At 60.3% G+C, this 24,395-nt stretch carries 26 protein-coding genes and 1 tRNA gene; 16 read left to right on the plus strand and 11 right to left on the minus strand.

Annotation, left to right across the window (positions count from 1 at the left end; translation table 11 throughout):
• The first annotated feature begins 86 nt into the window (after positions 1 to 86).
• Positions 87 to 779 carry a uracil-DNA glycosylase gene (ung, locus tag PSH91_RS07005; RefSeq protein ID WP_047227983.1) on the plus strand — a complete coding sequence of 231 codons (693 nt, stop codon included), beginning with the start codon at positions 87 to 89 and terminating at the stop codon, positions 777 to 779.
• Positions 780 to 890: 111 nt separating this feature from the next.
• Here the strand turns inward: ung and PSH91_RS07010 are convergent, their stop codons facing one another.
• The 5 genes from PSH91_RS07010 to PSH91_RS07030 all read right to left on the minus strand — a co-directional run bounded on the left by PSH91_RS07010 (position 891) and on the right by PSH91_RS07030 (position 5,147).
• Positions 891 to 1,928 (minus strand): AbrB family transcriptional regulator, encoded by a 1,038-nt coding sequence (locus PSH91_RS07010; protein ID WP_107322083.1) that lies wholly within the window; start codon positions 1,926 to 1,928, stop codon positions 891 to 893.
• Positions 1,921 to 3,435 (minus strand): tripartite tricarboxylate transporter permease, encoded by a 1,515-nt coding sequence (locus PSH91_RS07015; protein WP_047227981.1) that lies wholly within the window; start codon positions 3,433 to 3,435, stop codon positions 1,921 to 1,923. Before PSH91_RS07015 ends, PSH91_RS07010 begins: the two co-directional genes overlap by 8 nt.
• 1 nt (position 3,436) lies before the next feature.
• Complete coding sequence (locus PSH91_RS07020; protein WP_092397315.1) at positions 3,437 to 3,895, minus strand: tripartite tricarboxylate transporter TctB family protein; 459 nt, start codon at positions 3,893 to 3,895, stop codon at positions 3,437 to 3,439.
• Between the two features lie 57 nt (positions 3,896 to 3,952).
• Positions 3,953 to 4,930, minus strand: a complete 978-nt coding sequence (locus PSH91_RS07025; RefSeq protein WP_047227979.1) for a tripartite tricarboxylate transporter substrate binding protein — start codon at positions 4,928 to 4,930, stop codon at positions 3,953 to 3,955.
• A gap of 91 nt (positions 4,931 to 5,021) precedes the next feature.
• Complete coding sequence (locus tag PSH91_RS07030) at positions 5,022 to 5,147, minus strand: hypothetical protein (RefSeq protein ID WP_256676726.1); 126 nt, start codon at positions 5,145 to 5,147, stop codon at positions 5,022 to 5,024.
• Positions 5,148 to 5,382: 235 nt separating this feature from the next.
• Here PSH91_RS07030 and PSH91_RS07035 point away from each other — a divergent pair, with 235 nt between their 5' ends.
• Both PSH91_RS07035 and PSH91_RS07040 read left to right on the plus strand, forming a co-directional pair.
• Positions 5,383 to 6,054, plus strand: coding sequence for a response regulator (locus PSH91_RS07035; protein ID WP_047227978.1), 672 nt, complete (start codon positions 5,383 to 5,385; stop codon positions 6,052 to 6,054).
• The gene (locus PSH91_RS07040) at positions 6,047 to 7,438 is read left to right on the plus strand and encodes a sensor histidine kinase (RefSeq protein WP_047227977.1); all 1,392 of its coding nucleotides are present in this window, start codon (positions 6,047 to 6,049) and stop codon (positions 7,436 to 7,438) included. Before PSH91_RS07035 ends, PSH91_RS07040 begins: the two co-directional genes overlap by 8 nt.
• 183 nt (positions 7,439 to 7,621) lie before the next feature.
• On the opposite strand, the gene PSH91_RS07045 is transcribed toward PSH91_RS07040, so the two are convergent.
• The gene (locus tag PSH91_RS07045) at positions 7,622 to 8,443 is read right to left on the minus strand and encodes an HDOD domain-containing protein (protein WP_047227976.1); all 822 of its coding nucleotides are present in this window, start codon (positions 8,441 to 8,443) and stop codon (positions 7,622 to 7,624) included.
• Between the two features lie 36 nt (positions 8,444 to 8,479).
• Positions 8,480 to 9,421, minus strand: a complete 942-nt coding sequence (locus PSH91_RS07050; RefSeq protein WP_160891826.1) for a folate-binding protein YgfZ — start codon at positions 9,419 to 9,421, stop codon at positions 8,480 to 8,482.
• Positions 9,422 to 9,570: 149 nt separating this feature from the next.
• On the opposite strand from PSH91_RS07050, the gene PSH91_RS07055 reads away from it, so the two are divergent.
• Both PSH91_RS07055 and PSH91_RS07060 read left to right on the plus strand, forming a co-directional pair.
• Positions 9,571 to 9,825 (plus strand): succinate dehydrogenase assembly factor 2, encoded by a 255-nt coding sequence (locus tag PSH91_RS07055; protein ID WP_007930227.1) that lies wholly within the window; start codon positions 9,571 to 9,573, stop codon positions 9,823 to 9,825.
• Positions 9,809 to 10,261 (plus strand): protein YgfX, encoded by a 453-nt coding sequence (locus PSH91_RS07060; RefSeq protein WP_305467692.1) that lies wholly within the window; start codon positions 9,809 to 9,811, stop codon positions 10,259 to 10,261. The genes PSH91_RS07055 and PSH91_RS07060 overlap by 17 nt, the downstream gene beginning before the upstream one ends.
• Here PSH91_RS07060 and nadB read toward each other — a convergent pair.
• A complete protein-coding gene (nadB, locus tag PSH91_RS07065; RefSeq protein WP_160891830.1) occupies positions 10,230 to 11,846 on the minus strand; it encodes an L-aspartate oxidase in 1,617 nt (538 codons plus the stop codon). The genes PSH91_RS07060 and nadB overlap by 32 nt on opposite strands.
• 555 nt (positions 11,847 to 12,401) lie before the next feature.
• On the opposite strand from nadB, the gene rpoE reads away from it, so the two are divergent.
• The 4 genes from rpoE (at position 12,402) to PSH91_RS07085 (ending at position 16,211) form a co-directional block, all read left to right on the plus strand.
• Positions 12,402 to 12,983, plus strand: coding sequence for an RNA polymerase sigma factor RpoE (gene rpoE, locus PSH91_RS07070; protein WP_003172477.1), 582 nt, complete (start codon positions 12,402 to 12,404; stop codon positions 12,981 to 12,983).
• A gap of 30 nt (positions 12,984 to 13,013) precedes the next feature.
• Entirely contained in the window at positions 13,014 to 13,601 is a 588-nt protein-coding gene (locus tag PSH91_RS07075; RefSeq protein ID WP_047227972.1) for a sigma-E factor negative regulatory protein, read from the plus strand.
• A gap of 8 nt (positions 13,602 to 13,609) precedes the next feature.
• On the plus strand, positions 13,610 to 14,557 hold the full coding sequence (locus tag PSH91_RS07080; RefSeq protein ID WP_305467694.1) for a MucB/RseB C-terminal domain-containing protein: 948 nt from the start codon (positions 13,610 to 13,612) through the stop codon (positions 14,555 to 14,557).
• Between the two features lie 226 nt (positions 14,558 to 14,783).
• The gene (locus tag PSH91_RS07085) at positions 14,784 to 16,211 is read left to right on the plus strand and encodes a DegQ family serine endoprotease (protein ID WP_047227970.1); all 1,428 of its coding nucleotides are present in this window, start codon (positions 14,784 to 14,786) and stop codon (positions 16,209 to 16,211) included.
• Positions 16,212 to 16,274: 63 nt separating this feature from the next.
• Here PSH91_RS07085 and PSH91_RS07090 read toward each other — a convergent pair whose 3' ends face one another.
• Positions 16,275 to 17,708 (minus strand): M48 family metalloprotease, encoded by a 1,434-nt coding sequence (locus tag PSH91_RS07090; protein ID WP_076385958.1) that lies wholly within the window; start codon positions 17,706 to 17,708, stop codon positions 16,275 to 16,277.
• A 98-nt stretch (positions 17,709 to 17,806) separates the two neighbouring features.
• Here PSH91_RS07090 and PSH91_RS07095 point away from each other — a divergent pair, with 98 nt between their 5' ends.
• A complete protein-coding gene (locus PSH91_RS07095) occupies positions 17,807 to 18,046 on the plus strand; it encodes a sulfurtransferase TusA family protein (RefSeq protein ID WP_047227968.1) in 240 nt (79 codons plus the stop codon).
• A 29-nt stretch (positions 18,047 to 18,075) separates the two neighbouring features.
• On the plus strand, positions 18,076 to 19,146 hold the full coding sequence (locus PSH91_RS07100) for an AI-2E family transporter (protein WP_274090342.1): 1,071 nt from the start codon (positions 18,076 to 18,078) through the stop codon (positions 19,144 to 19,146).
• Between the two features lie 128 nt (positions 19,147 to 19,274).
• Here the strand turns inward: PSH91_RS07100 and PSH91_RS07105 are convergent, their stop codons facing one another.
• The gene (locus PSH91_RS07105; protein ID WP_305467697.1) at positions 19,275 to 19,748 is read right to left on the minus strand and encodes a peroxiredoxin; all 474 of its coding nucleotides are present in this window, start codon (positions 19,746 to 19,748) and stop codon (positions 19,275 to 19,277) included.
• A gap of 10 nt (positions 19,749 to 19,758) precedes the next feature.
• Entirely contained in the window at positions 19,759 to 20,319 is a 561-nt protein-coding gene (locus tag PSH91_RS07110; RefSeq protein WP_305467698.1) for a glycine cleavage system protein R, read from the minus strand.
• Between the two features lie 316 nt (positions 20,320 to 20,635).
• Between PSH91_RS07110 and dapA the strand changes: the two genes are divergently transcribed.
• The 5 genes from dapA to PSH91_RS07135 all read left to right on the plus strand — a co-directional run bounded on the left by dapA (position 20,636) and on the right by PSH91_RS07135 (position 24,325).
• On the plus strand, positions 20,636 to 21,514 hold the full coding sequence (dapA, locus tag PSH91_RS07115; protein WP_047227964.1) for a 4-hydroxy-tetrahydrodipicolinate synthase: 879 nt from the start codon (positions 20,636 to 20,638) through the stop codon (positions 21,512 to 21,514).
• Positions 21,515 to 21,531: 17 nt separating this feature from the next.
• Positions 21,532 to 22,647 (plus strand): outer membrane protein assembly factor BamC, encoded by a 1,116-nt coding sequence (gene bamC / locus PSH91_RS07120; protein ID WP_305467700.1) that lies wholly within the window; start codon positions 21,532 to 21,534, stop codon positions 22,645 to 22,647.
• 4 nt (positions 22,648 to 22,651) lie between these two features.
• Positions 22,652 to 23,410: an MBL fold metallo-hydrolase gene (locus tag PSH91_RS07125; protein WP_047227962.1), complete on the plus strand. Its 759-nt coding sequence runs from the start codon at positions 22,652 to 22,654 to the stop codon at positions 23,408 to 23,410.
• Positions 23,411 to 23,438: 28 nt separating this feature from the next.
• Positions 23,439 to 24,152, plus strand: coding sequence for a phosphoribosylaminoimidazolesuccinocarboxamide synthase (purC, locus tag PSH91_RS07130; protein WP_025212375.1), 714 nt, complete (start codon positions 23,439 to 23,441; stop codon positions 24,150 to 24,152).
• An 83-nt stretch (positions 24,153 to 24,235) separates the two neighbouring features.
• Positions 24,236 to 24,325: transfer RNA gene (locus PSH91_RS07135), tRNA-Ser, on the plus strand.
• The last annotated feature ends 70 nt before the right edge of the window (positions 24,326 to 24,395 follow it).

The raw sequence follows: 24,395 nt of genomic DNA on the forward strand, positions 1-24,395 counted from the left end.
AGGAAAGTGCCGGTTCTGCGTCAGATCAATTGACAAGCCATGTAGGCTTTCCTAGGGTGCGCCCATTGTTTTTACCGGGTGCAACCATGACTGCTGACGACCGTATCAAACTCGAACCGAGCTGGAAGCAAGCCCTGCGTGCCGAGTTCGACCAGCCCTATATGGCAGAGTTGCGTGAATTTCTGCGTCGGGAGTACGCCGCCGGCAAGGAAATTTACCCACCGGCATCGTTGATTTTCAATGCCCTCAACTCCACGCCGCTGGACAAGGTCAAGGTCGTGATCCTCGGCCAGGACCCTTATCACGGCCCAGGCCAGGCTCATGGTTTGTGCTTTTCAGTGCAGCCGGGCGTGCCGGCGCCGCCCTCGCTGGTGAACATCTACAAGGAATTGAAACGCGATCTGAATATCGACATCCCGAATCACGGCTACCTGCAAAGTTGGGCCGACCAGGGGGTGTTGCTGCTCAACACCACCATGACCGTGGAGCGTGCCAATGCCAACTCCCACGCAGGCAAGGGATGGCAGCACTTTACTGATCGGGTCATTGAAGTGGTCAGTGAGCACCAGCCGCATTTGGTCTTTCTACTGTGGGGCGCTCATGCCCAAGGCAAGCAGAAGCTGATCGATGCCACCAAACACTTGGTGCTGACGTCCGTCCACCCGTCGCCGTTGTCGGCTTACCGCGGTTTCCTGGGGTGCGGGCATTTCAGTCGGGCCAACAAGTTTCTTGAGCAACAGGGCGAAGCGCCGATTGATTGGCGGTTGCCGCCGGTTTAATGCGCCCAGCTGACGTGCCCCATCGCGAGCAGGCTCGCTCCCACACTGATTTGTGTACGCCGCAATATTCTGTGGGAGCGAGCCTGCTCGCGATGAAGGCGCCGCGGACGATCAGACCGAACCCGGCTTGCGAATCCAATACCTGAACAACGGCTCCGCCAGAAACAGCACAAACAGCAGCCGCATCACCTGCAACGCCGTCACCAGCGGTACCGACAGTTGCAGCGTCTCCGCCGTCAGGCTCATTTCCGCAATACCGCCGGGCATCATGCCCAAGGTCAGTGACCGCAAGTCCAGGTGGGTCAGCGTGCTCAGGCCCAGGGCCGCGAGGGTTGCGATCAGCATCGTCAACACCGTGCCGATCAGCGTACGTCCCATGAACGACGGCGCGCGGCGGAAGAACTGCCGGTTGAAATGACAACCCAATCCGCTGCCGATCAGCCACTGGCCGATCTGGCTGCCGCCGTCGGGCAGGCCGATGTGCAGATCCCAGCCGATGCTCACCGCCGCACTCACCAGCAACGGTCCGAACAGCCATGGGTTGGGTTGGCGCAAACGCTCCCAGCCCCAGGCGAGCAGGGCGCCTGCCGGGAACAGCAGCGCCAGCCACAGCCAATCCACCGTGGCAGCGTGCTGCACCGGGGCGCCTTCGCCGAGCAAGTATTTGAAAGCGGCCGGTACGCACAGCACCACCACCAGTACCCGCAGGCTCTGGCCGGCAGCGACGCGGCTCAGGTCGGCGCCATTGCGGGCACCGAGGTTGACCATCTCGCCGGAACCGCCCGGCATGCTGGAGAAGAAAGCGGTGGCGCGGTCTTCGCCAGTGCGGCGCATCAGCCACACACTCACCACGCTGGACACGCTGGTGATCAGCGCGCCGAAGAAGATCAGGACAAAATGGCTCAGCACCTGCTCCATCACCACCGGGGTGAAGTGCAGGCCGATACCGATGCCGACCACCCACTGGCCGCATTTACGGCCGCCAGGGATTTCCATCAGTTGCCACGGTGTGAGGCAGCGCACCAGGATGATCGCCAGTAACGAGCCAACCATCCAGGGCAAAGGCCAGCCGATCAGGCTGGCCAGATAACCGCCGGCCAGACCGACCAGCGGTGTTCCCCACCATTGTCTGAGTGTTGCTTTAGACATTGGCCAGGGCGCGACGTTGAGCCGAGCGACGGCGCCAGATCCGCAGCAATGGCATCAGCAGCATGATGACGGTCAATACCCAGCAACCCAGGGTGATCGGGCTCGACCAGAGGATTTCCAGCGCCCCGTTGGAAATCGACAGCGCACGACGCAGGTTCTGTTCCATCAGGCCACCGAGGATGAAGCCCAACAGGACCGGCGACAACGGGAAGTCCAGCTTGCGCAGGATGTAACCGAAGATGCCGATACCGATCATCAGGAACAGGTCGAACGTGGTGGCGTGCACCGCGTAGACGCCGATCCCGGTGATGATCGCGATGACCGGTACCAATGCCCAGTTCGGCACGGCCAGGATACGGGTGAAGACGCGGATCATCGGGATGTTGAGGATCACCAGCATGATGTTGGCGACGAACAACGAAGCGATCAGGCCCCAGACGATGTCAGGTTGTTGCTGGAACAGCAGTGGACCTGGAGTGATGTTGTACAGCGACAGCGCGCCGATCATCACCGCCGTGGTGCCGGAACCCGGAACACCCAGGGTCAGCATCGGCACCAACGCACCGCAGGCGGCGCCGCCGATGGCGGTTTCCGGGGCGGCGAGGCCACGCTTGTCACCTTGGCCGAACGTACCGCTTGCACCGGCGATGCGTTTTTCCGTCATGTACGCCACGGCACTGGCCAGCGTCGCACCGGCACCTGGCAACACGCCCATGATGAAGCCAAGCACGCCGCATCGCATGTTCACCCAGAACACCGACGCCGCTTCCTTGACGTTGAACATCATCCGCCCGGTGGCTTTCACCGCTTCCTGGCCGCGATGGGTCTTTTCCAGCAGTAACAGAATTTCACTGATGGAGAACAGGCCCAGCACCAGCACGACGAACTGGATGCCGTCGGTCAAATGGATATTGTCCCCGGTGAAACGGTAGACGCCGCTGTTGGCGTCAATCCCGACGCAGGACAGGAACAGCCCGATCAGCGCCGCGATGAAGGTCTTGAGCGGGCGGTCTCCGGCCATGCCGCCGAGACAGACAATGGCGAACACCATCAGCACGAAATATTCCGCCGGTCCGAAGGCAATCGCCCATTTGGCCAGCAGCGGGGCGAACAGCACCATCCCGCAAGTGGCAATGAATGCACCGAGGAACGAACTCCACGCCGACAGCGAAAGGGCGACGCCGGCCATGCCTTTGCGGGCCATCGGGTAACCGTCCAGGGTGGTCATGACGGTGGAGGCTTCACCCGGGATGTTGAGCAGGATCGAGCTGATTCGTCCGCCGTATTCGCAACCCAGGTATACGGCCGCCAGCAGGATCAGGGCCGACTCCGGTGGCAGACCGAGGGCGAATGCAATCGGGATCAGCAACGCCACGCCATTGATCGGGCCCAGGCCCGGCAGCAGGCCGACCACGGTGCCGATCAGGGTGCCGCTCAGGGCGGTAACGAGGTTGTAGGGGGTCAGTGCAACGCCAAAACCCTGGCCGAGATAATTCAGGGTATCCATATCAATTCTCCAGGACGTCGAGCAGGCCCAGGGGCAGCGGCACGTCCATCAGCTTGTCGAACAACAGATAGAGACCGATGGCCATCAGGCTGATGATCACCACGCTCGGCACCCAACGACCGCCATACAGGCGCGCCATCGGAACCCCGACCACAATGCTGGCGAGGATGAAACCCAGGGGTTCGAAGGTCCCGGCGAATATCAGCAGCAGCACTACGCAGATGCCGATTTTCTGCAGGGTCTCGCGATCCAGTTGCGGATCTTCGTCGCTGTGCACGATGGGCGTCGGACGAAACACCATATAAAGCAGGGCCAGGCTCAGCAGCCCGATCATCAGCAAGGGGAAGGCGCGCGGCCCGACCGGTTCGTAGGAAAAGGCTGCCTGGTAGGGCCAGGCCATCAGCGCGAGGCCGACGCAAACCAGCAGCAGCACTGAAGCGAAAATACGTTGGATGAGCATGACTAACTCCTGGGCGGCGCCGCAGTGATGCAGGCGCCGCCGCGAGAACAGAGGCGATTACTGGACCAGGCCAAACTCTTTGGCCAGCATCTTGTAGTCGGCCACTTGCTTCTTCACGTAGGTGTCCAGTTCCGGACCGGTCATGGCGAACGGAAACAGTTCGCGCTGGTCACGCAGCTTGGCGAAGTCTTCGGACGCCAGCAGCTTGTCGAATGCGTTTTTCCACCAGGCGTAGTCTTCATCACTGACCTTCGGCCCGAGGTAGAAGCCACGAACCACTGGCCAGACGATCTCGTAGCCTTGTTCACGGGCGGTCGGGATGTCTTTCATTTCCGGCTCATCCAGGCGCTTCTCGGCGAACACCGCCAGCAGGCGCATGTCGCCGCTCTGGATGTGTGGCATGGAGTCGGAGATGTCCGTACTGCCTACCTGAATATGGCCGCCCAGCAGGGCCGTTGCGATCTCGCCACCGCCTTCGAGCGCCACGTAGCGCAGTTTGCGCGGGTCGATACCGGCGGCCTTGGCGATCAGCGCGGTTTGCATCCAGTCCTGGCTGCCCACGGTGCCGCCGGAACCGATGACCACGGAGCCTGGATCTTTCTTCAGCGCCTGTACCAGATCATCGAGGTTCTTGTAGGGCGAATCGCTCTTGACCGCGATGGCGCCATAGCTGGTGCCAACGGCTGCCAACCAGCGAACGGCGTTTTCGTCGAAACGCCCGAATTTGCCTTGGGCCAGGTTCAGCAGCGAGCCACTGGACCAGGCCACCAGCGTGCCGGCGTCGGCCGGGCGCTGAGCGACCACTGCGTTGTAGGCCACTGCACCGACGCCGCCGGGCATGTAGGTCACACGCATCGGTTTGGTCAGCAGTTTTTCGTTCACCAGGGCGCTTTGGGCCAATTTGCACGTCAGGTCAAAACCGCCGCCAGGCGCGGCCGGGGCGATGCATTCCGGACGCTTGGGTTCGGCGAGCAACTGCCCGGCGAACATCAGGCAACCAGCGGCCAGGGCTACTTTACGCAGTGATAGGTTCATTTTTGTCTCCACAGGAGTTGTTGTTGTGTGTTGCACATTTACCGTTGTCGGACCCTTCGGGAATCGACAGCGGGCCATCAGGAGCGATAGGTCACGTGGCGTAGACGCACAGCGACGACGGTGCAAGACCGGCGAAAGCGGCGGCGCAAGTGAAGGCGATCTGGTTGAGGCGGGAAGGGCGAGCAGGCGTCGGGGCCTGGGGCTGTATGGACAGCATGGTGAATACTCCGCTCTATTGTTCTTATTTGGCGAAAACGCTTCGGGGCGTTTTTCGTTCGCGAGGTGCCTCGCGACCGGCAGTCGAAACTGGCCGTTGGAGGACTGTAACCGGCCAACCTTTCGCTAACCTTTCAAAAGCTTTCACGATGTTTTTGGCTTCACAGAGGTGGATGCGGCTGTAAACTCCGCGCCACAGAATGGTGCCGACCATCCCTGAATCGAGGTGAAATCCAATGCGTGTCCTGCTCGTCGAAGACCATCTCCAGCTGGCCGAAAGTGTAGCCCAGGCGCTCAAGAGCACCGGTTTGACCGTGGATGTGCTGCACGACGGGGTGGCGGCCGACCTGGCTTTGAGCAGCGAGGAGTACGCGGTCGCGATTCTTGATGTAGGGCTGCCACGCATGGACGGTTTCGAGGTGCTGGCCCGGCTGCGGGCCCGCGGCAAGACCTTGCCGGTGTTGATGCTGACTGCCCGTAGCGACGTCAAGGACCGGGTCCATGGTCTGAACCTGGGCGCTGACGATTACCTGGCCAAGCCGTTCGAGCTCACGGAGCTGGAGGCTCGGGTCAAGGCACTGTTGCGCCGTAGCGTATTGGGGGGCGAACGCCAGCAGCGCTGTGGTGGGTTGATTTATGACCTGGACACCCGCCGCTTCACCCTCGACGACGAATTGCTGACCCTGACTTCCCGCGAGCAGGCCGTGCTGGAGGCGTTGATCGCCCGGCCAGGGCGGGTGATGAGCAAGGAGCAGCTTGCGGCCCAGGTGTTCGGCCTGGACGAAGAGGCCAGCCCCGATGCCATCGAAATCTACGTCCACCGCCTGCGCAAGAAACTCGACGGCCATGCCGTGGCGATCGTGACATTCCGTGGCCTGGGCTACCTGCTGGAAACCCGCGATGCATAAGCCCGACAGTTTGCGTTGGCGACTGCTCTGGAACCTGGCACTGCTGTTGGTGGTACTGATGCTCGCCAGCGGCCTGAGTGCTTACTGGAACGGTCGCGAAGCCGCGGACACGGCCTACGACCGCACGCTGCTGGCCTCCGCCCGGACCATCGCCGCCGGCCTGTCGCAACGCGACGGCAGCCTCAGCGCGGATGTGCCTTACGTGGCCCTGGATACCTTTGCCTACGACAGCGCCGGGCGTATTTACTACCAGGTCAATGACATCCACCAGAAGCTGATTTCCGGCTACGAAAACCTCCCAGGTCCACCGCCCGGTACGCCGCGTACCGACGATTACCCGGCCCTGGCGCGCTTTTATAACGCCAGCTATCAGGGGCAGGATGTGCGGGTGGTGAGCCTGCTCAAGGCGGTGAGTGAACCGAACATGAACGGCATGGCGGAGATTCGCGTGGCGGAAACCGAAGAGGCGCGGATCAGCATGGCCCGCGGCTTGATGGCCGACACACTGTTGCGCCTGGGTATGCTGGCGGTGGGCGCGCTGCTGATGGTGTGGTTCGCCGTCAGTGCCGCCTTGCGCCCCCTGGAGCGCTTGCGCACGGCGGTGGAGGAGCGTCAGCCGGATGATTTGCGGCCATTGCCCCTGGTGGAGGTCCAGCATGAACTCTGGCCACTGGTGCGGGCCCTCAACCATTTCACCGAGCGTCTTCGTGGGCAATTCGAACGTCAGGCGCAATTCATCGCCGACGCCGCCCATGAACTGCGCACGCCTTTGGCTGCGCTGAAGGCCCGGCTTGAGCTGGGGCTGCGCGCCAGCGAGCCGGCAATCTGGCGTGAAACCCTGGAAACCGCGGCCCAAGGCACGGATCGGTTGACCCATCTGGCGAATCAGTTGCTGTCCCTGGCGCGTGTCGAAAATGGTGCCCGGGCCATCGCCGAGGGCGGCGCGCAGTTGCTTGATCTCAGCCAATTGGCACGGGAGCTGGGTATGGCCATGGCCCCGTTGGCCCATGCCCGTGGCGTGGCTTTGGCTTTGGAAGCCGACGAACCGGTATGGCTGCGAGGTGAGCCGACCTTGTTGAACGAGTTGTTGAGCAACCTGGTGGACAACGCCCTGGCCCATACCCCATCGGGCGGCAATGTGATCCTGCGGGTCACAGCGCCTGCGGTGCTTGAGGTCGAGGACGACGGGCCGGGCATCCCGCCGCATGAGCGAGACCGCGTGTTCGAGCGCTTCTATCGACGCAATCAGCAAGTGGCCGGTTCGGGTCTGGGGTTGGCTATCGTCGGTGAAATCTGCCGTGCGCACCTGGCGCAAATCACGCTGCATGATGGGCAGGAGGGTGGTTTGAAAGTTAGGGTGAGCTTTATCCCCGGTTCCGATTGAACCCGAGCCAAGCCCTATTGTGGCGAGGGGATTTATCCCCGCTGGGCTGCGAAGCAGCCCCAAACTGGCGATTTAGGTGTATCAGACAGAACGCCAGGGGCCGCTTCGCGCCCCAGCGGGGATAAATCCCCTCGCCACAGGTTCAGTGCCTGAGCTCAAGTTCGGGGGCTTGAGCCTGGTTGCTTAATAAAACATCGACCGCGCTTCTTCGATCTCCGCGCACCGGGCTTTGTTTTCCGGGTCGATGCCCAGCTTATTGAAGGCCGGTACCCCGAAGGCATCGATCCTGCCCAGGGGGTGGTCGGAGTCCTTGTAGCAATACAACGCAGCTACCTGCACCAGGTCGACGTAATCGAGTTGTTTCGAATCTCGGGTGAAGTCCAGATACAGCCCCGGCAGCTTCACCAGTCTTTCTGGAAACTCCCAAACACTGAGCAACTTGTCTCCCAGCACCGGGTGAATCGTCTCGATGACGTGATTGAGACTGACCGGGTCAGACAGCAATTCATTGTTGTCTTCGGCGTAGGTGAGAATCGGCAGTACGCCGATCTGATGCACCAGCCCACCCAGCGCGGCTTGATCGGGTTTGAGTTGCGTATAGATCCGGCACAACGCATAGCAGACACCGGCGATTTCCAGGCTTTTACGCCAGACTTCGCGCATCTTCTGTTCCACCACTTCGGAACGGGCATGGAAAATCTGCTCCATGACCAGGCCGATGGCCAGGTTGCTGCTGTAGTTGACCCCCAGCCGGGTGATGGCTGTGTGCAGATCAGTGACTTCCTGGGTCGCACGCAGCAGTGGGCTGTTGACCACTTTTATCAGGCGCGCCGAAAGCGCCGTGTCACGACCAATCACCTTGCTCAGGTTGCTGACGCTGATTTCCGGGTCTTCGGCGGCCCGGCGAATCTGCAGGGCCACTTCCGGTAATGTTGGCAGAACCAGGTCATCGTTATCGATGGCCTCCACCAAATCCCGTTGGACCTTATCCGCCAAATCGCTCATTTCGTTTCTCTAGGGTATTACGACAAAATGCTGCGATCAGCGCTGGATTTCGCGGTCGCGGTCCAGTTCGTAAGGCAGGTCGAGCAATTGCAGGCCCGGGCCTTCCAGCGCGCCGAGGTGCAAATTGTCATCTTCTGCAGCTTCGGCCTGTACCACCGCCAGCAGTTCAATGTTTCGTTCGGCGTGAGCGGCCATCACCACTTCACCGATAGAACTGCCGTGCGTGGGTGAAAATAAGGGGGTGCCAGGCTCGGGCAGTTCACCGGCATCCATTTGCAGCCGATACAGGCGCCGCTTGAGTTTGCCCAGGTACTGCATGCGGGCGACGATTTCCTGGCCGGTGTAGCAACCTTTCTTGAAGCTCACGCCGCCAACGGCTTGCAGATTGAGCATCTGCGGAATGAACAGTTCGCGGGTAGCCGGCATGACCTGGCCGATCCCGGCGCGGATCTGACCCAGCAGCCACTGGTTCAGCTCGCCCTCGGTCAACTGTTCGCGCAGCCGGGCTGACAGCGGGTCGGCCTGTTCGGCGGGCGCCCAAAGTTCGGCGCGGTTCGGAGAGACGCGAATGGCAATCAGGCAATCATGACGAACGACGCTGTCGGTCTCGGCCGGCAGCTCAAGGCCCAAGGCTGCGAGCGCCGTGTCGGCGTTCTCCAGGCCGAAGCGAGCCCAGGCGGTGCTTTCATCGGTCAGTCTGGATTTGGAGAACACGGCATACTTTTTCAGGTCCGCCAGTTGCGGTTCGAGCAATTCGCTGGCCATTGCCATCAGTACACCATCGCCTTCGAGCAGGATGCGGAAACTCGATTGCATCCGGCCCTTCTGGGTGCAGCGGGCACCGAGGCTGGCCCGGCTGTCGCTCAGGTAGTTGAGGTTGCAGGTCAATTGGCCTTGCAGGAATTTGCCAGCGTCCACGCCGCGGACCGCGAGAACGCCTTCGTGGGACAGGGTGCAGAAAAAAGCGGAATCAGCCATGGGTCATCGCAGGGTAAAAAGTCTGGTGGACATCATAAGGGGGCGCCCTTGAAATGGGTAGTTCACAAAGGATCGGTGGTGCCCGACCCGAGCCGTCTGTTCCATCGCGGCGGGGCCTGTATACTTGCGCTCTATTTGAGGAGCGCTCCATGGTCGAAGATGTTGAACTGAATCGCCTTTACTGGCACAGCCGCCGCGGCATGCTTGAGCTTGACGTGTTGCTGGTGCCGTTCGTGAAAGAAGTTTATCCCCACCTTAACGACGTCGACCGTGCGTGCTACGTGCGTCTGCTCGAGTGCGAGGATCAGGACATGTTCGGCTGGTTCATGGAACGCAGCGAATCCGAAGACCCGGAGCTGCAGCGCATGGTTCGGATGATTCTGGACCGTGTCCAGCCCAAGTAATCGCTTTGAATGCCGCTGGCAGGCTTCCGGGCAACTGCTGGCGGCCTATCTCCTGGCCCAGGCCTTTGCCTTGGGTTCGTTGTTGCTGTTGTCCGTCCCGTTCTGGTTAATCAGCCTCGGCGTGCTGCTGTGCCTGGCCCATGGTGCCTGGACGCTACCGCGGCATCTATTGTTGACCCACCGTCAGGCTTTTTGCCGGTTGCGTCGTGACGCCGATGGCTGGCAGCTGTGGAACAGGGCATCTGGCTGGCAGGCGGTGCAATTGCGCCCTGACAGCCTGGCATTGCCGATGATTATCGTGCTGCGTTTTCGCCTGCGGGGGGAATGGTGGGTCCGCTCGCTGTGTGTGCCTCGCGATGCGCTGGCGCCGGATCTGCATCGGCGCCTGCGGGTTCGGCTCAAGTTCAGCCGGCGTAGGTGGGCGGCACCAGGATAGTGTCCAACGCTTCGGGCAGCAGGCCCGGGTAGTCGAGCGTGTAGTGCAGCCCGCGGCTTTCCTTGCGTTCCATGGCTGAGCGGATCATCAGTTCAGCGACCTGGGCCAGGTTGCGCAACTCGATCAGGTCGCGGCTGACCTTGTAGTTGCTGTAGAACTCATCGATTTCATCCAGCAACAGCCGCACCCGATGCTGCGCCCGTTGCAGGCGTTTGTTGGTGCGCACGATGCCGACGTAGTCCCACATGAAGCGCCGCAGTTCGTCCCAGTTGTGAGCGATGATCACATCTTCGTCCGAGTCGGTGACCTGGCTGGCGTCCCATGAGGGCAGGGCGGATGGGGCGGCGATCTGCGGCAATTGCTCAAGAATGTCCGCTGCCGCCGAGCGGGCGTAGACGAAACATTCCAGCAACGAGTTGCTGGCCATGCGGTTGGCGCCATGCAGGCCGGTGAAGCTGGTTTCGCCAATGGCATACAGGCCCGGTACGTCAGTGCGCCCTTGTTGGTCGACCATCACCCCGCCGCAGGTGTAATGCGCCGCTGGCACCACCGGAATCGGTTGCTTGGTGATGTCGATGGAAAACTCCAGGCAACGCTCGTACACCGTGGGGAAATGGCTCTTGATGAATGCTTCGGGCTTGTGGCTGATGTCCAGGTAGACGCAGTCGATGCCCAGGCGCTTCATTTCGTGGTCGATGGCCCGGGCGACGATATCCCGGGGCGCCAGTTCGGCACGGGAATCGAAGCGCTGCATGAAACGCTCGCCGTTAGGAAGTTTCAGGTGAGCACCTTCGCCGCGCAGGGCCTCGGTGATCAGGAAGCTCTTGGCCAACGGATGGTAGAGGCATGTGGGGTGGAACTGATTGAACTCCAGGTTCGCCACCCGGCAGCCTGAACGCCAGGCCATGGCAATGCCGTCCCCGCATGCGCCGTCGGGGTTGCTGGTGTAAAGGTAGACTTTCGCGGCACCGCCGGAGGCCAGGATCACGAAGCGGGCGCCGTAGGTGTCGACCTCCCCGGTGCCACGGTTGAGCACGTAGGCACCCAGGCACCGATCACCGTCTAGGCCCAAGCGTTTTTCGGTAATCAGATCGACCGCGACGCGTTGCTCCAGAAGCTCGATATTGGGCCGCTGGCGGGCTTGGGCCAGCAACGTCTTGAAAATCGCCGCACCGGTGGCGTCGGCAGCGTGAATGATGCGCCGATGGCTGTGACCGCCCTCGCGGGTCAGGTGAAACTCGAAACTACCGTCTTCGGTACCGGATTGCTCGTCACGCGTGAAGGGGACGCCCTGGTCGATCAGCCACTGTATGGCTTCCCTGCTGTGTTCGACGGTGAAACGCACGGCTTCTGGATTGCACAGGCCACCCCCGGCATTGAGGGTGTCATCGACATGCGATTCAATAGTGTCGGTGTCATCCAGCACGGCCGCGACGCCACCCTGGGCCCAGAATGTCGAACCGTTGGCCAGGTCGCCTTTGCTCAGGACTGCGATGCGCAGATGCTCAGGCAGTGTCAACGCCAGGCTCAATCCGGCGGCGCCGCTGCCGATTACCAGAACATCGTGTTGGAACTGTTGGCTCATTCGAAAGGTTTCCGCTCAAAACGACCCGGGTCGGGGTTGGCGCAAGACATCCGTTTCAATGGGGTCAGGCAGCCATGCAGCCCACTAGTATATAGAGAGGGGGATCGGCACAATAGCGGCGTATTCATGGCAATGTGAAACCAGAATGACACAACCGTGACGCTTCGTCGGATCACGATTTTGGTGGATGGGCGACAAGGCGACCATTTCGAGGATGAAAGGCTGTTTATCTCGTCAGGGTTGCTCGATGTTCCACACACAAGGCTATAAATAGTTGGAACTTTTGCCGAGCGACTGGGTTCAATAGACGGTTGTCTGCAAAAGGGAACAGCGTCGGGTTGGTGCAAGATTAGGATTTGAATCTTTGCCGACAGGCCCGGCGACAGATTATTCGCGCAGCCGGGGAATCTCGTGCTGCGTTTTTCGTGCGTGCCGGATCAGAGCGCGCCGGAAACTTGCTTGGAGGGGAGAACTTTTGCGAAAAGCCCGAGTCTATGGTTGCAAGCCCGGTCGATTAGTAATGCAAGCCTCCTTCGAGCTTATCGAGGAGTGTTCATGCTAACCCAGGAAGAGGATCAGCAACTGGTCGAGCGCGTTCAACGCGGCGACAAGCGAGCTTTCGATCTGCTAGTGCTGAAATACCAGCACAAAATTCTCGGGTTGATCGTGCGTTTTGTGCACGACACCCATGAAGCCCAGGATGTTGCTCAGGAAGCCTTCATCAAGGCTTACCGTGCGCTTGGTAATTTTCGCGGAGACAGCGCGTTTTACACGTGGCTTTACCGCATCGCCATTAACACGGCGAAAAACTATCTGGTTTCACGCGGCCGCCGGCCGCCGGATAGCGATGTGAGTTCTGAAGATGCAGAGTTCTATGATGGCGATCACGGCCTCAAGGATCTTGAATCACCGGAACGAGCGTTGCTGCGGGATGAGATCGAAGGCACTGTCCATCGGACCATCCAGCAACTGCCCGAAGATTTGCGTACGGCTCTAACTTTACGTGAATTCGACGGTCTGAGTTACGAGGACATTGCCAGCGTCATGCAGTGTCCGGTGGGTACCGTGCGCTCCCGGATTTTCCGCGCTCGGGAGGCCATCGATAAAGCCCTGCAACCTTTGTTGCAGGAAAACTGAGACAGCGGCGACAGCCAAGAGAGGAACGCCATGAGTCGTGAAGCCCTGCAGGAATCGCTGTCCGCAGTGATGGATAACGAAGCGGACGAATTGGAATTGCGTCGGGTACTCAATGCCTTCGACGATGTTGAAACCCGTGAGACCTGGGCTCGTTACCAGATCGCCCGGGCTGTCATGCACAAGGACCTGCTGCTTCCGCGTCTGGACATCGCTGCGGCTGTGTCTGCTGCTCTGGCTGATGAAGCTGTTCCGGCCAAAGCCTCCCGCAGCCCTTGGCGTAGCCTGGGTCGTCTTGCGGTTGCCGCTTCGGTTACGGTGGCCGTGCTGGCCGGGGTTCGCCTCTACAACCAGGATGAGATCGCCGGTGTGCAAATGGCCCAGCAGTCCAATCAGCCTGGCTTGGCCGCTCCACAGGTCAAGGGCCCGGCAGTGTTGGCCGGTTATAGCGAAAGCTCGGAAGTCGCCGGTCCAATGGCCAATGGTGTGCTGCAAGGCCAGCCAGGCTGGCATGATCAGCGTCTGCCCAACTACCTGCGTCAGCATGCCCAGGAAGCAGCCCTGAAAGGTACTGAAAGCGCACTGCCTTACGCCCGTGCAGCCAGTCTGGAAAACCGCTAAGGAGGACCATGCGCGCCATACCTCTTTTTTCGCTTCTGCTGGGTGGCTGGTGCGTTATCCCAGCTTATGCCGGTGAGGCTCAGGACTGGCTTAATCGTTTGAGTCAAGCCGAGCAACAGCAAAGCTTCCAGGGCACTTTCGTTTACGAGCGTAATGGTAGTTTTTCTACCCATAGCATCTGGCATCGTGTCCAGGATGGCAAAGTCCGCGAGCGGCTACTCCAGCTCGATGGGTCGGCACAGGAAGTCCTGCGCATTGATGGACGTACTCAATGCGTAAGCGGCTCCTTGATTGCTGGGGTGGGGAATACGCCTGAAGGCACGGCACGTGCGCTCGATCCGCAAAAACTCAAGAATTGGTATGATCTTGCCGTCATTGGCAAGTCGCGCGTGGCCGGGCGCCCGGCAGTGATTGTGGCGCTGACACCCAAGGACCAGCATCGTTATGGTTTCGAACTGCATCTGGACCGAGAGACCGGCCTGCCGCTCAAGTCTCTGTTGCTCAATGACAAGGGCCAGTTGCTGGAGCGTTTTCAGTTCACACGCTTGAATATCACGGCACCGTCCGACGCTGATCTGCAAACCACTGCCGAATGCAAGGTAGTAGCGCAGACCCCAGCTAAAAGTGCCATGGCGAAAACTGCATGGCGTTCGGACTGGCTTCCACCGGGCTTCGAACTGACCAGCAGTGCGATGAGAAAGGATCCGGAAACCAACGTTCAGGTCAATAGCCTGATGTACGATGATGGCTTGGCTCGTTTCTCGGTGTTTCTGGAACCGTTGAACGGCGCGACTGTCACCGACACGCGTACGCAGCTCGGCCCGACAGCAGCTGTTTCGCGTCGACTCACGACGCCCCAGGGCGAAATGATGGTCACGGTGGTCGGCGAAATTCCCATCGGCACAGCGGAACGGATCGCGCTCTCCATGCGTTCCGATGCCACGGCGACTCAATAGCTGCCAGGGTGGTTCGATTGGGCAAGAGGCTTACAGCGCCGGGACTTGATCGAAATGCCGAAACTTTCTGTCAGCATTTTCATTTGCAAAACTTCAATTTTTTTTCTATAGGTCAGAGCCGCTCGGCTCTGGCCTTGCCTGTTTGCGGAACAAAAATACCGGCGTATCTTCCCCTGGTATTTCTTGCTCCATATCGCTTAACCACGCTCGTCGTAACGGGAGCCGTATGTCGATACCACGCTTGAAAACCTATCTTTCCATCTTTGCCACTGTGCTTGTGCTCGGTCAGGCCGTTCCCGCTATGGCGGTCGAATTGCCTGACTTCACTGAGCTGGTCGAGCAAGCCTCGCCTGCGGTGGTGAACATCAGTACCACCCAGAAACTGCCGGAACGCAGGGTGATGGATCAGCAGATGCCGGACCTGGAAGGTTTGCCGCCGATGTTGCGCGAGTTCTTCGAGCGCGGGATGCCGCAACCGCGTTCGCCTGGCGGTGGCCGTCAGCGTGAAGCGCAGTCCCTGGGCTCGGGTTTCATTATTTCGCCCGACGGTTACATCCTGACCAATAACCACGTGATTGCCGATGCCGACGAGATCCTGGTGCGCCTGGCAGACCGCAGTGAGCTCAAGGCCAAGCTGATCGGCACTGACCCGCGTTCTGACGTGGCGTTGCTGAAGATCGAAGGGAAAGATCTGCCCGTGCTCAAGCTGGGCAAATCCCAGAACCTGAAAGCCGGCCAGTGGGTCGTGGCCATCGGTTCGCCGTTTGGCTTCGATCATACCGTAACCCAGGGCATCGTCAGCGCCATCGGTCGCAGCCTGCCAAACGAAAACTACGTGCCGTTCATCCAGACCGACGTGCCGATCAACCCAGGCAACTCCGGTGGGCCGCTGTTCAACCTCGACGGTGAAGTCGTGGGGATCAACTCCCAGATATATACCCGTTCGGGCGGCTTCATGGGCGTGTCCTTCGCGATTCCGATCGACGTTGCCATGGACGTGTCCAATCAGCTGAAAACCGAAGGCAAGGTCAGCCGCGGCTGGTTGGGCGTGGTCATTCAGGAAGTGAACAAGGACCTGGCCGAGTCGTTCGGCCTGGAGAAACCTGCCGGTGCGCTGGTGGCGCAGATCCAGGAGGGTGGTCCGGCTGCCAAGGGTGGCCTGCAAGTGGGCGACGTGATCCTGAGCATGAATGGCCAGCCGATCGTCATGTCCGCTGACTTGCCACATCTGGTGGGCGCCCTCAAGGCCGGTTCCAAGGCTAATCTGGAAGTGATTCGCGAAGGCAAGCGCACAAACGTCGAATTGACCGTCGGCGCCATCCCTGAGGAAGGCAAGGAGCTGGACTCGCTGGCCAAGTCAGGCGTGGAACGTAGCAGCAATCGTCTGGGCGTGGCTGTGGCGGAGCTTACGCCAGAGCAAAAACGGACCCTGGAGCTGCAAGGTGGTGTAGTGATCAAGGAGGTGCAGGAGGGTCCTGCGGCCATGATCGGCCTGCAACCAGGCGACATCATCACTCACCTGAACAACCAGGCAATCGGTTCGGCCAAGGAGTTCACCGACATCGCCAAGGCGTTGCCGAAGAATCGTTCAGTCTCGATGCGGGTTCTGCGTCAGGGCCGTGCGAGTTTCATTACCTTCAAGCTGGCCGAGTGATCGCTTAGCTGTCCCCAAAAAAAACCGCCTCGAAAGAGGCGGTTTTTTTGTGTCCGAAAAGACTCAGCCCATCATGTCCTTGACCATGCGCTCCTGCTCCATGAGCTCGCGCTGCCTGGCGTCGATGCGTGACGACAGCGGGAAATTGCTGCCGGCGCGCCGTTTGGCGAAGTCCAGTTGCTGGATGGCCTGCCGGTAGTCGCCCACCAGGGCGAAGTATTCGGCGCGGGCCTGGTGCAGGCCGATGATGTTGCCCGACAGTCCGCGGGTCTCTGCCACCATGTACCAGACATCCGGATCGTCCGGACGAGTCTTGAGCAGGTTCTCCAGAGCCTTCTCGGCGTCGGCGGGGCGGTTCTGCTTGAGCAGCAAGTCGACGCGCACCTGATTCAGCGGATAGTTGCCCGGGTACTGGGTCAGCATCCGGTCGACGCGAGCCTGAGCGTCTGGCAGCTTGTTGCTGGTGATATCCAGATCGACCTGGGCCAGGTTATAGATGATCTCGTTGGGCGATTTGGCCAGGAGCTGCTTGAGGTTTTCCCGGGCCTCATTCAACTGGCCGCCCTTGATCTGCGCGATCGCCAAGCCATAGCGGGCCACATCGTTCTTCGGATTTTCATCCAGCTGCGCCCGGAAGCGCTTGGCGCCCAGCCCCGGAGTTTCTTCGTAGATCAACTTGACCCGTGCGCGAATCAATTGATAACGCATGCTGTCTTCGATGCCACCTGGCCTTGCCTGTTCGGCACGGTTGCGGGTGTCGGCGATTCGGGACTCGGTCACTGGGTGAGTCAGCAGGAATTCAGGGGGCCTGGCGTCGAAACGGTACTGGCGCATCAGCCGTTCGAACATGGTCGGCATGGACCGCGGATCATAGCCGGCCTTTTCCAGGTTCTGGATGCCGATGCGGTCGGCTTCCTGTTCGTTCTGGCGAGAGAAACGTCGTTGTTCCTGGATGGCTGCTGCCTGGGTGCCGGCAATGGCCGCGATCCCGGCGTCACCCCCACCGGCGGCGGCGATCACAATGCCGGCCAGCAGCGCTGCCATCATCGGCACCTGCATGCGTTGTTGAGCTTCGACGCCCCGGGCAAAGTGGCGTTGTGACAAGTGCGCCAGTTCGTGGGCCATGACCGAGGCGTATTCACCTTCGGTCTGCGCATTGAGGAACAGTCCACCGTTGACCCCGACGATTCCGCCGGGTGCGGCGAAAGCGTTGAGCTGCGGGCTGTTGATCAGGATGAACTCCAGGCGTCGGTCGTTGACCTGGCTGGTCTCCACCAGTTTGTAAACGCTGGACTCGACGTAGTCCTTGAGCTGTGGATCGTTGAGCTGTGAGACCTGACTGCGCAGCAAGGCCAGCCAGGCGCGACCCAACTGGTGCTCCTGTTGCGGCGAGACGATGGCAGAACTGGCGTCGCCAAGTGACGGCAGGTCGTCGGCGAAGCCCGGTGAGGCAAGCAGGCAAGCGAGCGTCAGCAGGGTGGGGCGCAGAAATGTCATGCACGAAGCCTTAGTCGACAAAGACCCTACTGTAGCCGGACACCAGGCCCGGGACCAGATATTCTAAGTCGCTCAACGACCTGTTGCGGAGTGAACCGATGACCGATGCTGTAGCCCCCGATGCCGAACTGGACGCCAGCGGCCTGAATTGTCCGTTACCACTGCTCAAGGCCAAGCTGGAACTCAATCGCCTGGCCAGCGGCGCCGTGCTCAAGGTGACCGCAACGGATGCGGGCTCCCAGCGCGATTTCCGCACCTTTGCCCGACTGGCCGGTCATACGCTGCTGCGTGAAGAAGACGACAACGGCGTCTACCGTTATTGGCTGAAGAAAGCCTGAAAATTAACAGCGGCCCTTAAGGATTTTTAATGTTCAAAGTGTTACGCGACTGGATCCAGCGCTACTTCTCCGACGAAGAGGCGGTGGTGCTGGCAGTGTTGCTGTTCCTGGCCTTCACGGCAGTCCTCACGCTGGGCGGCATGCTCGCGCCGGTGCTGGCAGGGATGGTGCTGGCGTACCTGATGCAGGGGCTGGTCATGACACTGGAACGGATGCGGCTGCCTGGCGCCATGGCGGTAGGGCTGGTGTTCGCCCTGTTCATGGGGGTGTTGGTGGTGTTCGTCGTCGTGATCATGCCGCTGCTCTGGCATCAGTTGGTGACCTTGTTCAATGAATTGCCCGGGATGCTCGTCAAATGGCAGTCGCTGTTGTTGCTGTTGCCGGAGCGCTATCCGCATCTGGTGTCCGATGAACAGGTACTGCAGGCCATAGAGGTGGTGCGCGGCCAGATCGGCAAGTTCGGCCAGTGGGCGCTGACGTTTTCTTTGTCCAGCCTGCCGCTTCTGGTGAACATCATGATCTACCTGGTGCTGGTGCCGATCCTGGTGTTTTTCTTTCTCAAGGATCGGGAAATGATCGGGCGCTGGGTCCGTGGCTATCTGCCTCGCGAGCGGGCGCTGATCACCCGGGTGGCCCAGGAAATGAATCGCCAGATCGCCAACTACATTCGCGGAAAAGTCATCGAGATTTTCATCTGCGGCGGCGTGACCTACATCGGCTTCGTGGCCCTGGGGCTCAATTACGCTGCATTGCTGGCGCTGCTGGTGGGCATTTCGGTGGTGGTGCCGTATGTCGGGACCGTGGTGGTGACCGTGCCCGTGGCGTTGATCGCGCTGTTCCAATGGGGATGGAGCGATCAGTTCATTTATCTGATGGCCGTCTACGGGATCATCCAGGCGCTTGATGGCAACGTGCTGGTGCCGCTGCTGTTCTCCGAGGCGGTGAACCTGCATCCGGTGGTGATCATCTGCGCGGTATTGCTGTTTGGCGGGCTGTGGGGGTTTTGGGGCGTGTTCTTTGCCATTCCCCTGGCAACACTGTTCAAGGCTGTGCTGGATGCGTGGCCGAGCCGTGAGCCGGTGGTGGCGCCGTTGCTGTAGCTTGATTAATCAGGTGATGCTGATGGCCCCATCGCGAGCAAGCTCGCTCCCACAGGATTGATGAACACCATAAATCCCCTGTGGGAGCGAGCTTGCTCGCGATAGCGTCAGGACAGACAGAAAAAACTTCAGGCCTTGTTCAGAGCCTGCGCCGCCGCCAACACCGCATCCACATGCCCCGGCACCTTCACGCCGCGCCATTCCTGGCGTAGCACGCCATCTTTGTCGATCAGGAACGTGCTGCGATCAACGCCCAGGTATTCCTTGCCGTAGAGTTTTTTCAACTTGATCACGTCGAACAGCTGGCAGACGGCTTCGTCCTTGTCGCTGATCAGCTCGAACGGAAACTCCTGCTTGCACTTGAAGTTCTCGTGGGACTTGAGGCTATCGCGCGATACGCCGAACACTTCGGTGTTGGCAGCCTGGAACTGGGCGTACTGGTCACGAAAACCCTGGCCTTCGGTGGTACACCCCGGGGTGCTGTCCTTGGGATAGAAGTAAATCACCACCTGCTTGCCTTTAAAGGCCGCGAGGCTGACGGTGTGCCCGCTGGTGGCGGGCGCCTGGAAATCGGTAACCGGTTGGTCGATGGCAACGGCCATGAACGCTTCCTTACATTGGGTTTTGGGGGCGCCACGGTTCGATCAGGGCATCGAGGTTCATCGCGTCGGCGAAATCCAGGAACTGATCGCGCAGCCAACTGATCTGGGTGCCGGCCGGCAGTGTCACGGTGAACGTGGCATTGAGCATGGTGCCGCCTGTCTGCGGGGCCTGGTAGGTGTCGCAGGTCAGGTTTTCCAGCTCGACATGGTGGTCCATGAAGAACTGGCACAGCTCGTTGATGATGTCCGGGCGATAGGCCGAACTCACATACGCCACGTAGGGCAGGGCCTGGGGGCGGTTCTCCAGGGCGGCGCTGCGCACCACATTGACGGTGAAGGCGTGTTTCTTGGCCAGCACCGGCAGGCTCGCTTCCAGGCGGGCCAGGGCGTCCCAGCTGCCGGAAATCTCAAGCACGAGCGCACTGAATTCGCCATGACGGGTCAGGCGTGAAGTTACGACGGCGCAGCGATTTTCATGGCTGGCGCGGCACAGGACGTTAGTCAGCTCCATGGGGTTGGCGCCAAGGGCACTGATAACAAGGAATTGTTCGCGGACTGTGGGGGTGGACATGCAGCATTCCTAAAGCGATGAGCGGTCGGCACTTTTGCAGCTCGGCACGGCGACAGACCGGGATAAACGAACGACTCAAGCCCTGTGCCTGGGGTTGCGCTGCATTCCGGGACGGCGGGAATGCGGCAGGACAAACGCAGGAATGGGGCTTGTGGCGACGAATAACGGAGGCTGGGAACCGGCGTATGAGCTTATCGGTACCGATCAAAGCCTGAAGGGTAGCGAAAACCATCGCCAAGGGGAATGGTAGTTCGCTTGTACAAGCATCTTGGCGCCAGTACCATTACCGCTCTCTTTTTCCGGCAGGAGCGGTTTCATGATTGCGGGCAGTATGGTGGCACTGGTCACACCCATGGATGCACAAGGGCGTCTTGACTGGGCCAGCCTCAGCAAACTCGTGGACTTCCACCTTGAAAACGGCACCCATGCCATTGTCGCCGTCGGTACCACTGGCGAATCGGCAACCCTCGATGTCAACGAGCACATCGAAGTCATCCGTGCCGTGGTCAAGCAGGTAGCCGGGAAGATTCCGGTGATCGCCGGTACCGGCGCCAATTCGACCCGCGAAGCCGTCGAGCTGACCCGCAACGCCAAGGAAGCCGGTGCCGACGCGTGCCTGCTGGTCGTGCCGTACTACAACAAGCCAACCCAGGAAGGCTTGTACCAGCACTTCAAGCACATTGCCGAAGCGGTCGACATCCCGCAGATCCTCTACAACGTTCCCGGCCGCACCTCCTGCGACATGCAGGCCGAGACCGTGATTCGCCTCTCCACCGTGCCGAACATCATCGGTATCAAGGAAGCCACCGGCGACCTGGACCGCGCCAAGGCCATCCTCGCTGGCGTGAGTGATGACTTCATCGTGCTGTCCGGCGATGATCCGACCGCGGTCGAGCTGATCCTGCTGGGTGGCAAGGGCAATATCTCCGTCACCGCCAACGTCGCTCCGCGCGAAATGGCCGACCTGTGCGAGGCTGCGCTCAAGGGCGACGCCGAGACCGCGCGGGCAATCAACGAAAAACTGATGCCGTTGCACAAGGATCTGTTCATCGAAGCCAACCCGATTCCGGTGAAGTGGGCTTTGGTTGAAATGGGCCTGATGCATCAAGGCATCCGCCTGCCGCTCACCTGGCTGAGCGAAGCCTGTCACGAACCGCTTCGGCAGGCCATGCGCCAGTCGGGCGTCCTGGTTTAATTGAGGAAGTACAACGCATGAAGCGAATGGCCGGACTTTCCGCACTTGCCTTGATTATCTCCAGCACCAGTGGCTGCGGATGGGTCTGGGGCCCGGAAGGTTACTTCCGCGACCGTGGTAGCGATTACCTGGAAGCGCAACAGACTGCACCGATGCAACTGCCTCCCGATGTCAATGTCGCCAAACGTCTGGATCCGCTGTTGCCGATCCCGCGTAATGTGGCCGACGACAGCGTCAAGGGTGAATACATCGTCCCCCGTCCACAGCCGCTCTCGGCCATGGCCGATGCCAGCGACTACACCCTGCAGAAGAGTGGCGATTCAAGCTGGGTCATGGCCCAGCATCCACCGGCCGAAGTCTGGCCCGTGGCGATCCAGTTCTTCCAGGACAACGGTTTTCGCCTGGATGAGCAGCGCCCGCAAACGGGCGAATTCACCACGACCTGGCAACGTGCCGATGAGCTGTCCGCCTCCATGGCCAAGCGCCTGAGCGCCGCCGGTGTCGGTGCCGACAGCGAAAGCCGCGTGCGGGTTCGCATCGAGCCGGGCGTGCAGCGCAACACCAGTGAAATCTACGTGGTCAGCGCTGAACGCCCTGCCGGTAGCACCGCTGATGTGGCCTTCACCAACCGTTCGGTCAACACCGGCCTGGACGCTGCGCTGGTGGACGACATGCTCGCCAGCATGAGCCGTACCGCAGAACAGGGCGGTTCGGTTTCGATGCTTGCATCCCGGGACTTCGACGTCCCGAGCCGCGTCAGCCTGAGCGAAGACGGCAGCGGCAACCCGGTGCTCAACGTCGGCTCCGACCTGGATCGCGCCTGGTCGAGCGTAGGTCGTGCGCTGGAACAAGGTGAGTGGCGGGTTGAAGACATCAACCGCAGCCTGGGCCTGTACTACATCAACCTCGCCGAAAAGGCCGAGAAGAAAGATGAGAAGCCTGGCTTCTTCAGCGGTCTGTTCGGCAGCGCGCCGGACAAGGAAGAAATTGAAGCCCGTGCCGAGCGTTATCAGGTTCGCCTGAGCAAGGTGGGTGACAACGTTCAGGTGACCGTCGAGAAAAACATCAACACCGTGGCGCCGGCCGATGTGGCCCGCAAGGTATTGAGCGTGATTCAGGACAACCTGGGCTGATCCGATGCGTTTTGCCGTTCTCGGCAGCGGTAGCCAAGGGAACGGCACGCTGATAGCCAGCGCCGGCACGTATGTGCTGGTCGATTGTGGTTTCTCTTTGCGAGAAACCGAGAAACGCCTGTTGCGCCTGGGTGTGCACCCGGCGCAATTGAGCGCGATACTCGTAACCCACGAACATGCCGACCACGTGCATGGCGTGGGTTTGCTGTCTCGGCGCTACAATCTGCCGGTGTACCTGAGCCGTGGAACACTGGAGGGGCTGCGTAAGCCTATCGAACCTGCTGGCTTCGTCGCCGGTGGCGAGCAACTGCGCATTGGTGCTCTGGAAGTCAGTGTGGTCAGCGTGGCGCACGACGCCCGGGAGCCAACGCAGTATGTGTTCAGCGACGGTGAGCGGCGCTTTGGGTTGCTGACCGACCTGGGCTCGTATTGCGACAGGGTGATGGACAGCTACCGGGATCTCGATGCATTGATGATCGAGTCCAACCACTGCCGTGACATGCTGGCCCGTGGTTACTACCCATACTTTCTCAAGCAGCGGGTGGGCGGGGAACACGGACATTTGAACAACCACCAGGCAGCGTTCCTGGTGGCCGAGTTGGGCTGGCAAGGCCTGCAACACCTGGTCCTGGCCCATCTGAGCAGCAAGAACAACCTGCCGCAGCTGGCCCGGCAATGTTTCGTCGACACCCTAGGGTGCGACCCGGACTGGCTGCAACTGGCCGATCAAGATTCAGGGCTCGACTGGCGACATATCGCCTAGCCCATCTACTTAGCAAGCGGAGCCCATCATGGAAAAACGTGAAGAACTCTACCGCGGCAAAGCCAAATCGGTTTACAAGACCGACGACGCAGACCGCTTGATCCTGCTGTTTCGCAACGACACCTCGGCGTTCGACGGCAAGCGCATCGAACAACTGGACCGCAAGGGCATGGTGAACAACAAGTTCAACGCCTTCATCATGCAGAAGCTCGAAGCCGCTGGCGTGCCGACTCAGTTCGACAAGTTGCTGGGCGACAACGAATGCCTGGTCAAGAAGCTGGACATGATCCCGGTCGAATGCGTCGTGCGTAACTACGCCGCCGGTAGCCTGGTCAAGCGCCTGGGCGTGGAAGAGGGCATGAAGCTCAACCCATACACCTTCGAGCTGTTCCTGAAGGACGACGCCAAGGGCGACCCGTTCATCAACGAATCCCACGTTGTGGCGTTCGGTTGGGGCACCGCCGAGCAACTGGCGCGCATGAAGGAGTTGTCCCTCAAGGTCAACGAGGTTTTGACCAAGCTGTTCGACGACGCCGGCCTGCTGCTGGTGGACTTCAAGCTTGAATTCGGCGTATTCAGCGATGGCTCCATCGTCCTGGGTGACGAATTCAGCCCGGACGGCTGCCGCCTCTGGGACAAGGACACCAAGAAAAAGATGGACAAGGACCGCTTCCGTCAGGGTCTGGGTGATGTCATCGAAGCCTACGAAGAAGTTGCCCAGCGTCTGGGCGTACCGCTGTAATCGACGCAAGCATCTGATAGCACGGAAAAAATTTCGCCCGGGGGTTCGCTTCCGGCGAATGTGCTGGTATGATGCGCGCCACTGGAGAGATGCCGGAGTGGCCGAACGGGACGGATTCGAAATCCGTTGTACTGGCGACAGTACCTAGGGTTCAAATCCCTATCTCTCCGCCATTATTGAATACGACTAAGCCCCTGAAATGGTTGAACATTTCAGGGGCTTTTTCGTTTTCAGGTTTTTATT

It is taken from the genome of Pseudomonas sp. FP1154 (genome assembly GCF_030687245.1).
Lineage (GTDB): Bacteria > Pseudomonadota > Gammaproteobacteria > Pseudomonadales > Pseudomonadaceae > Aquipseudomonas > Aquipseudomonas rhizophila.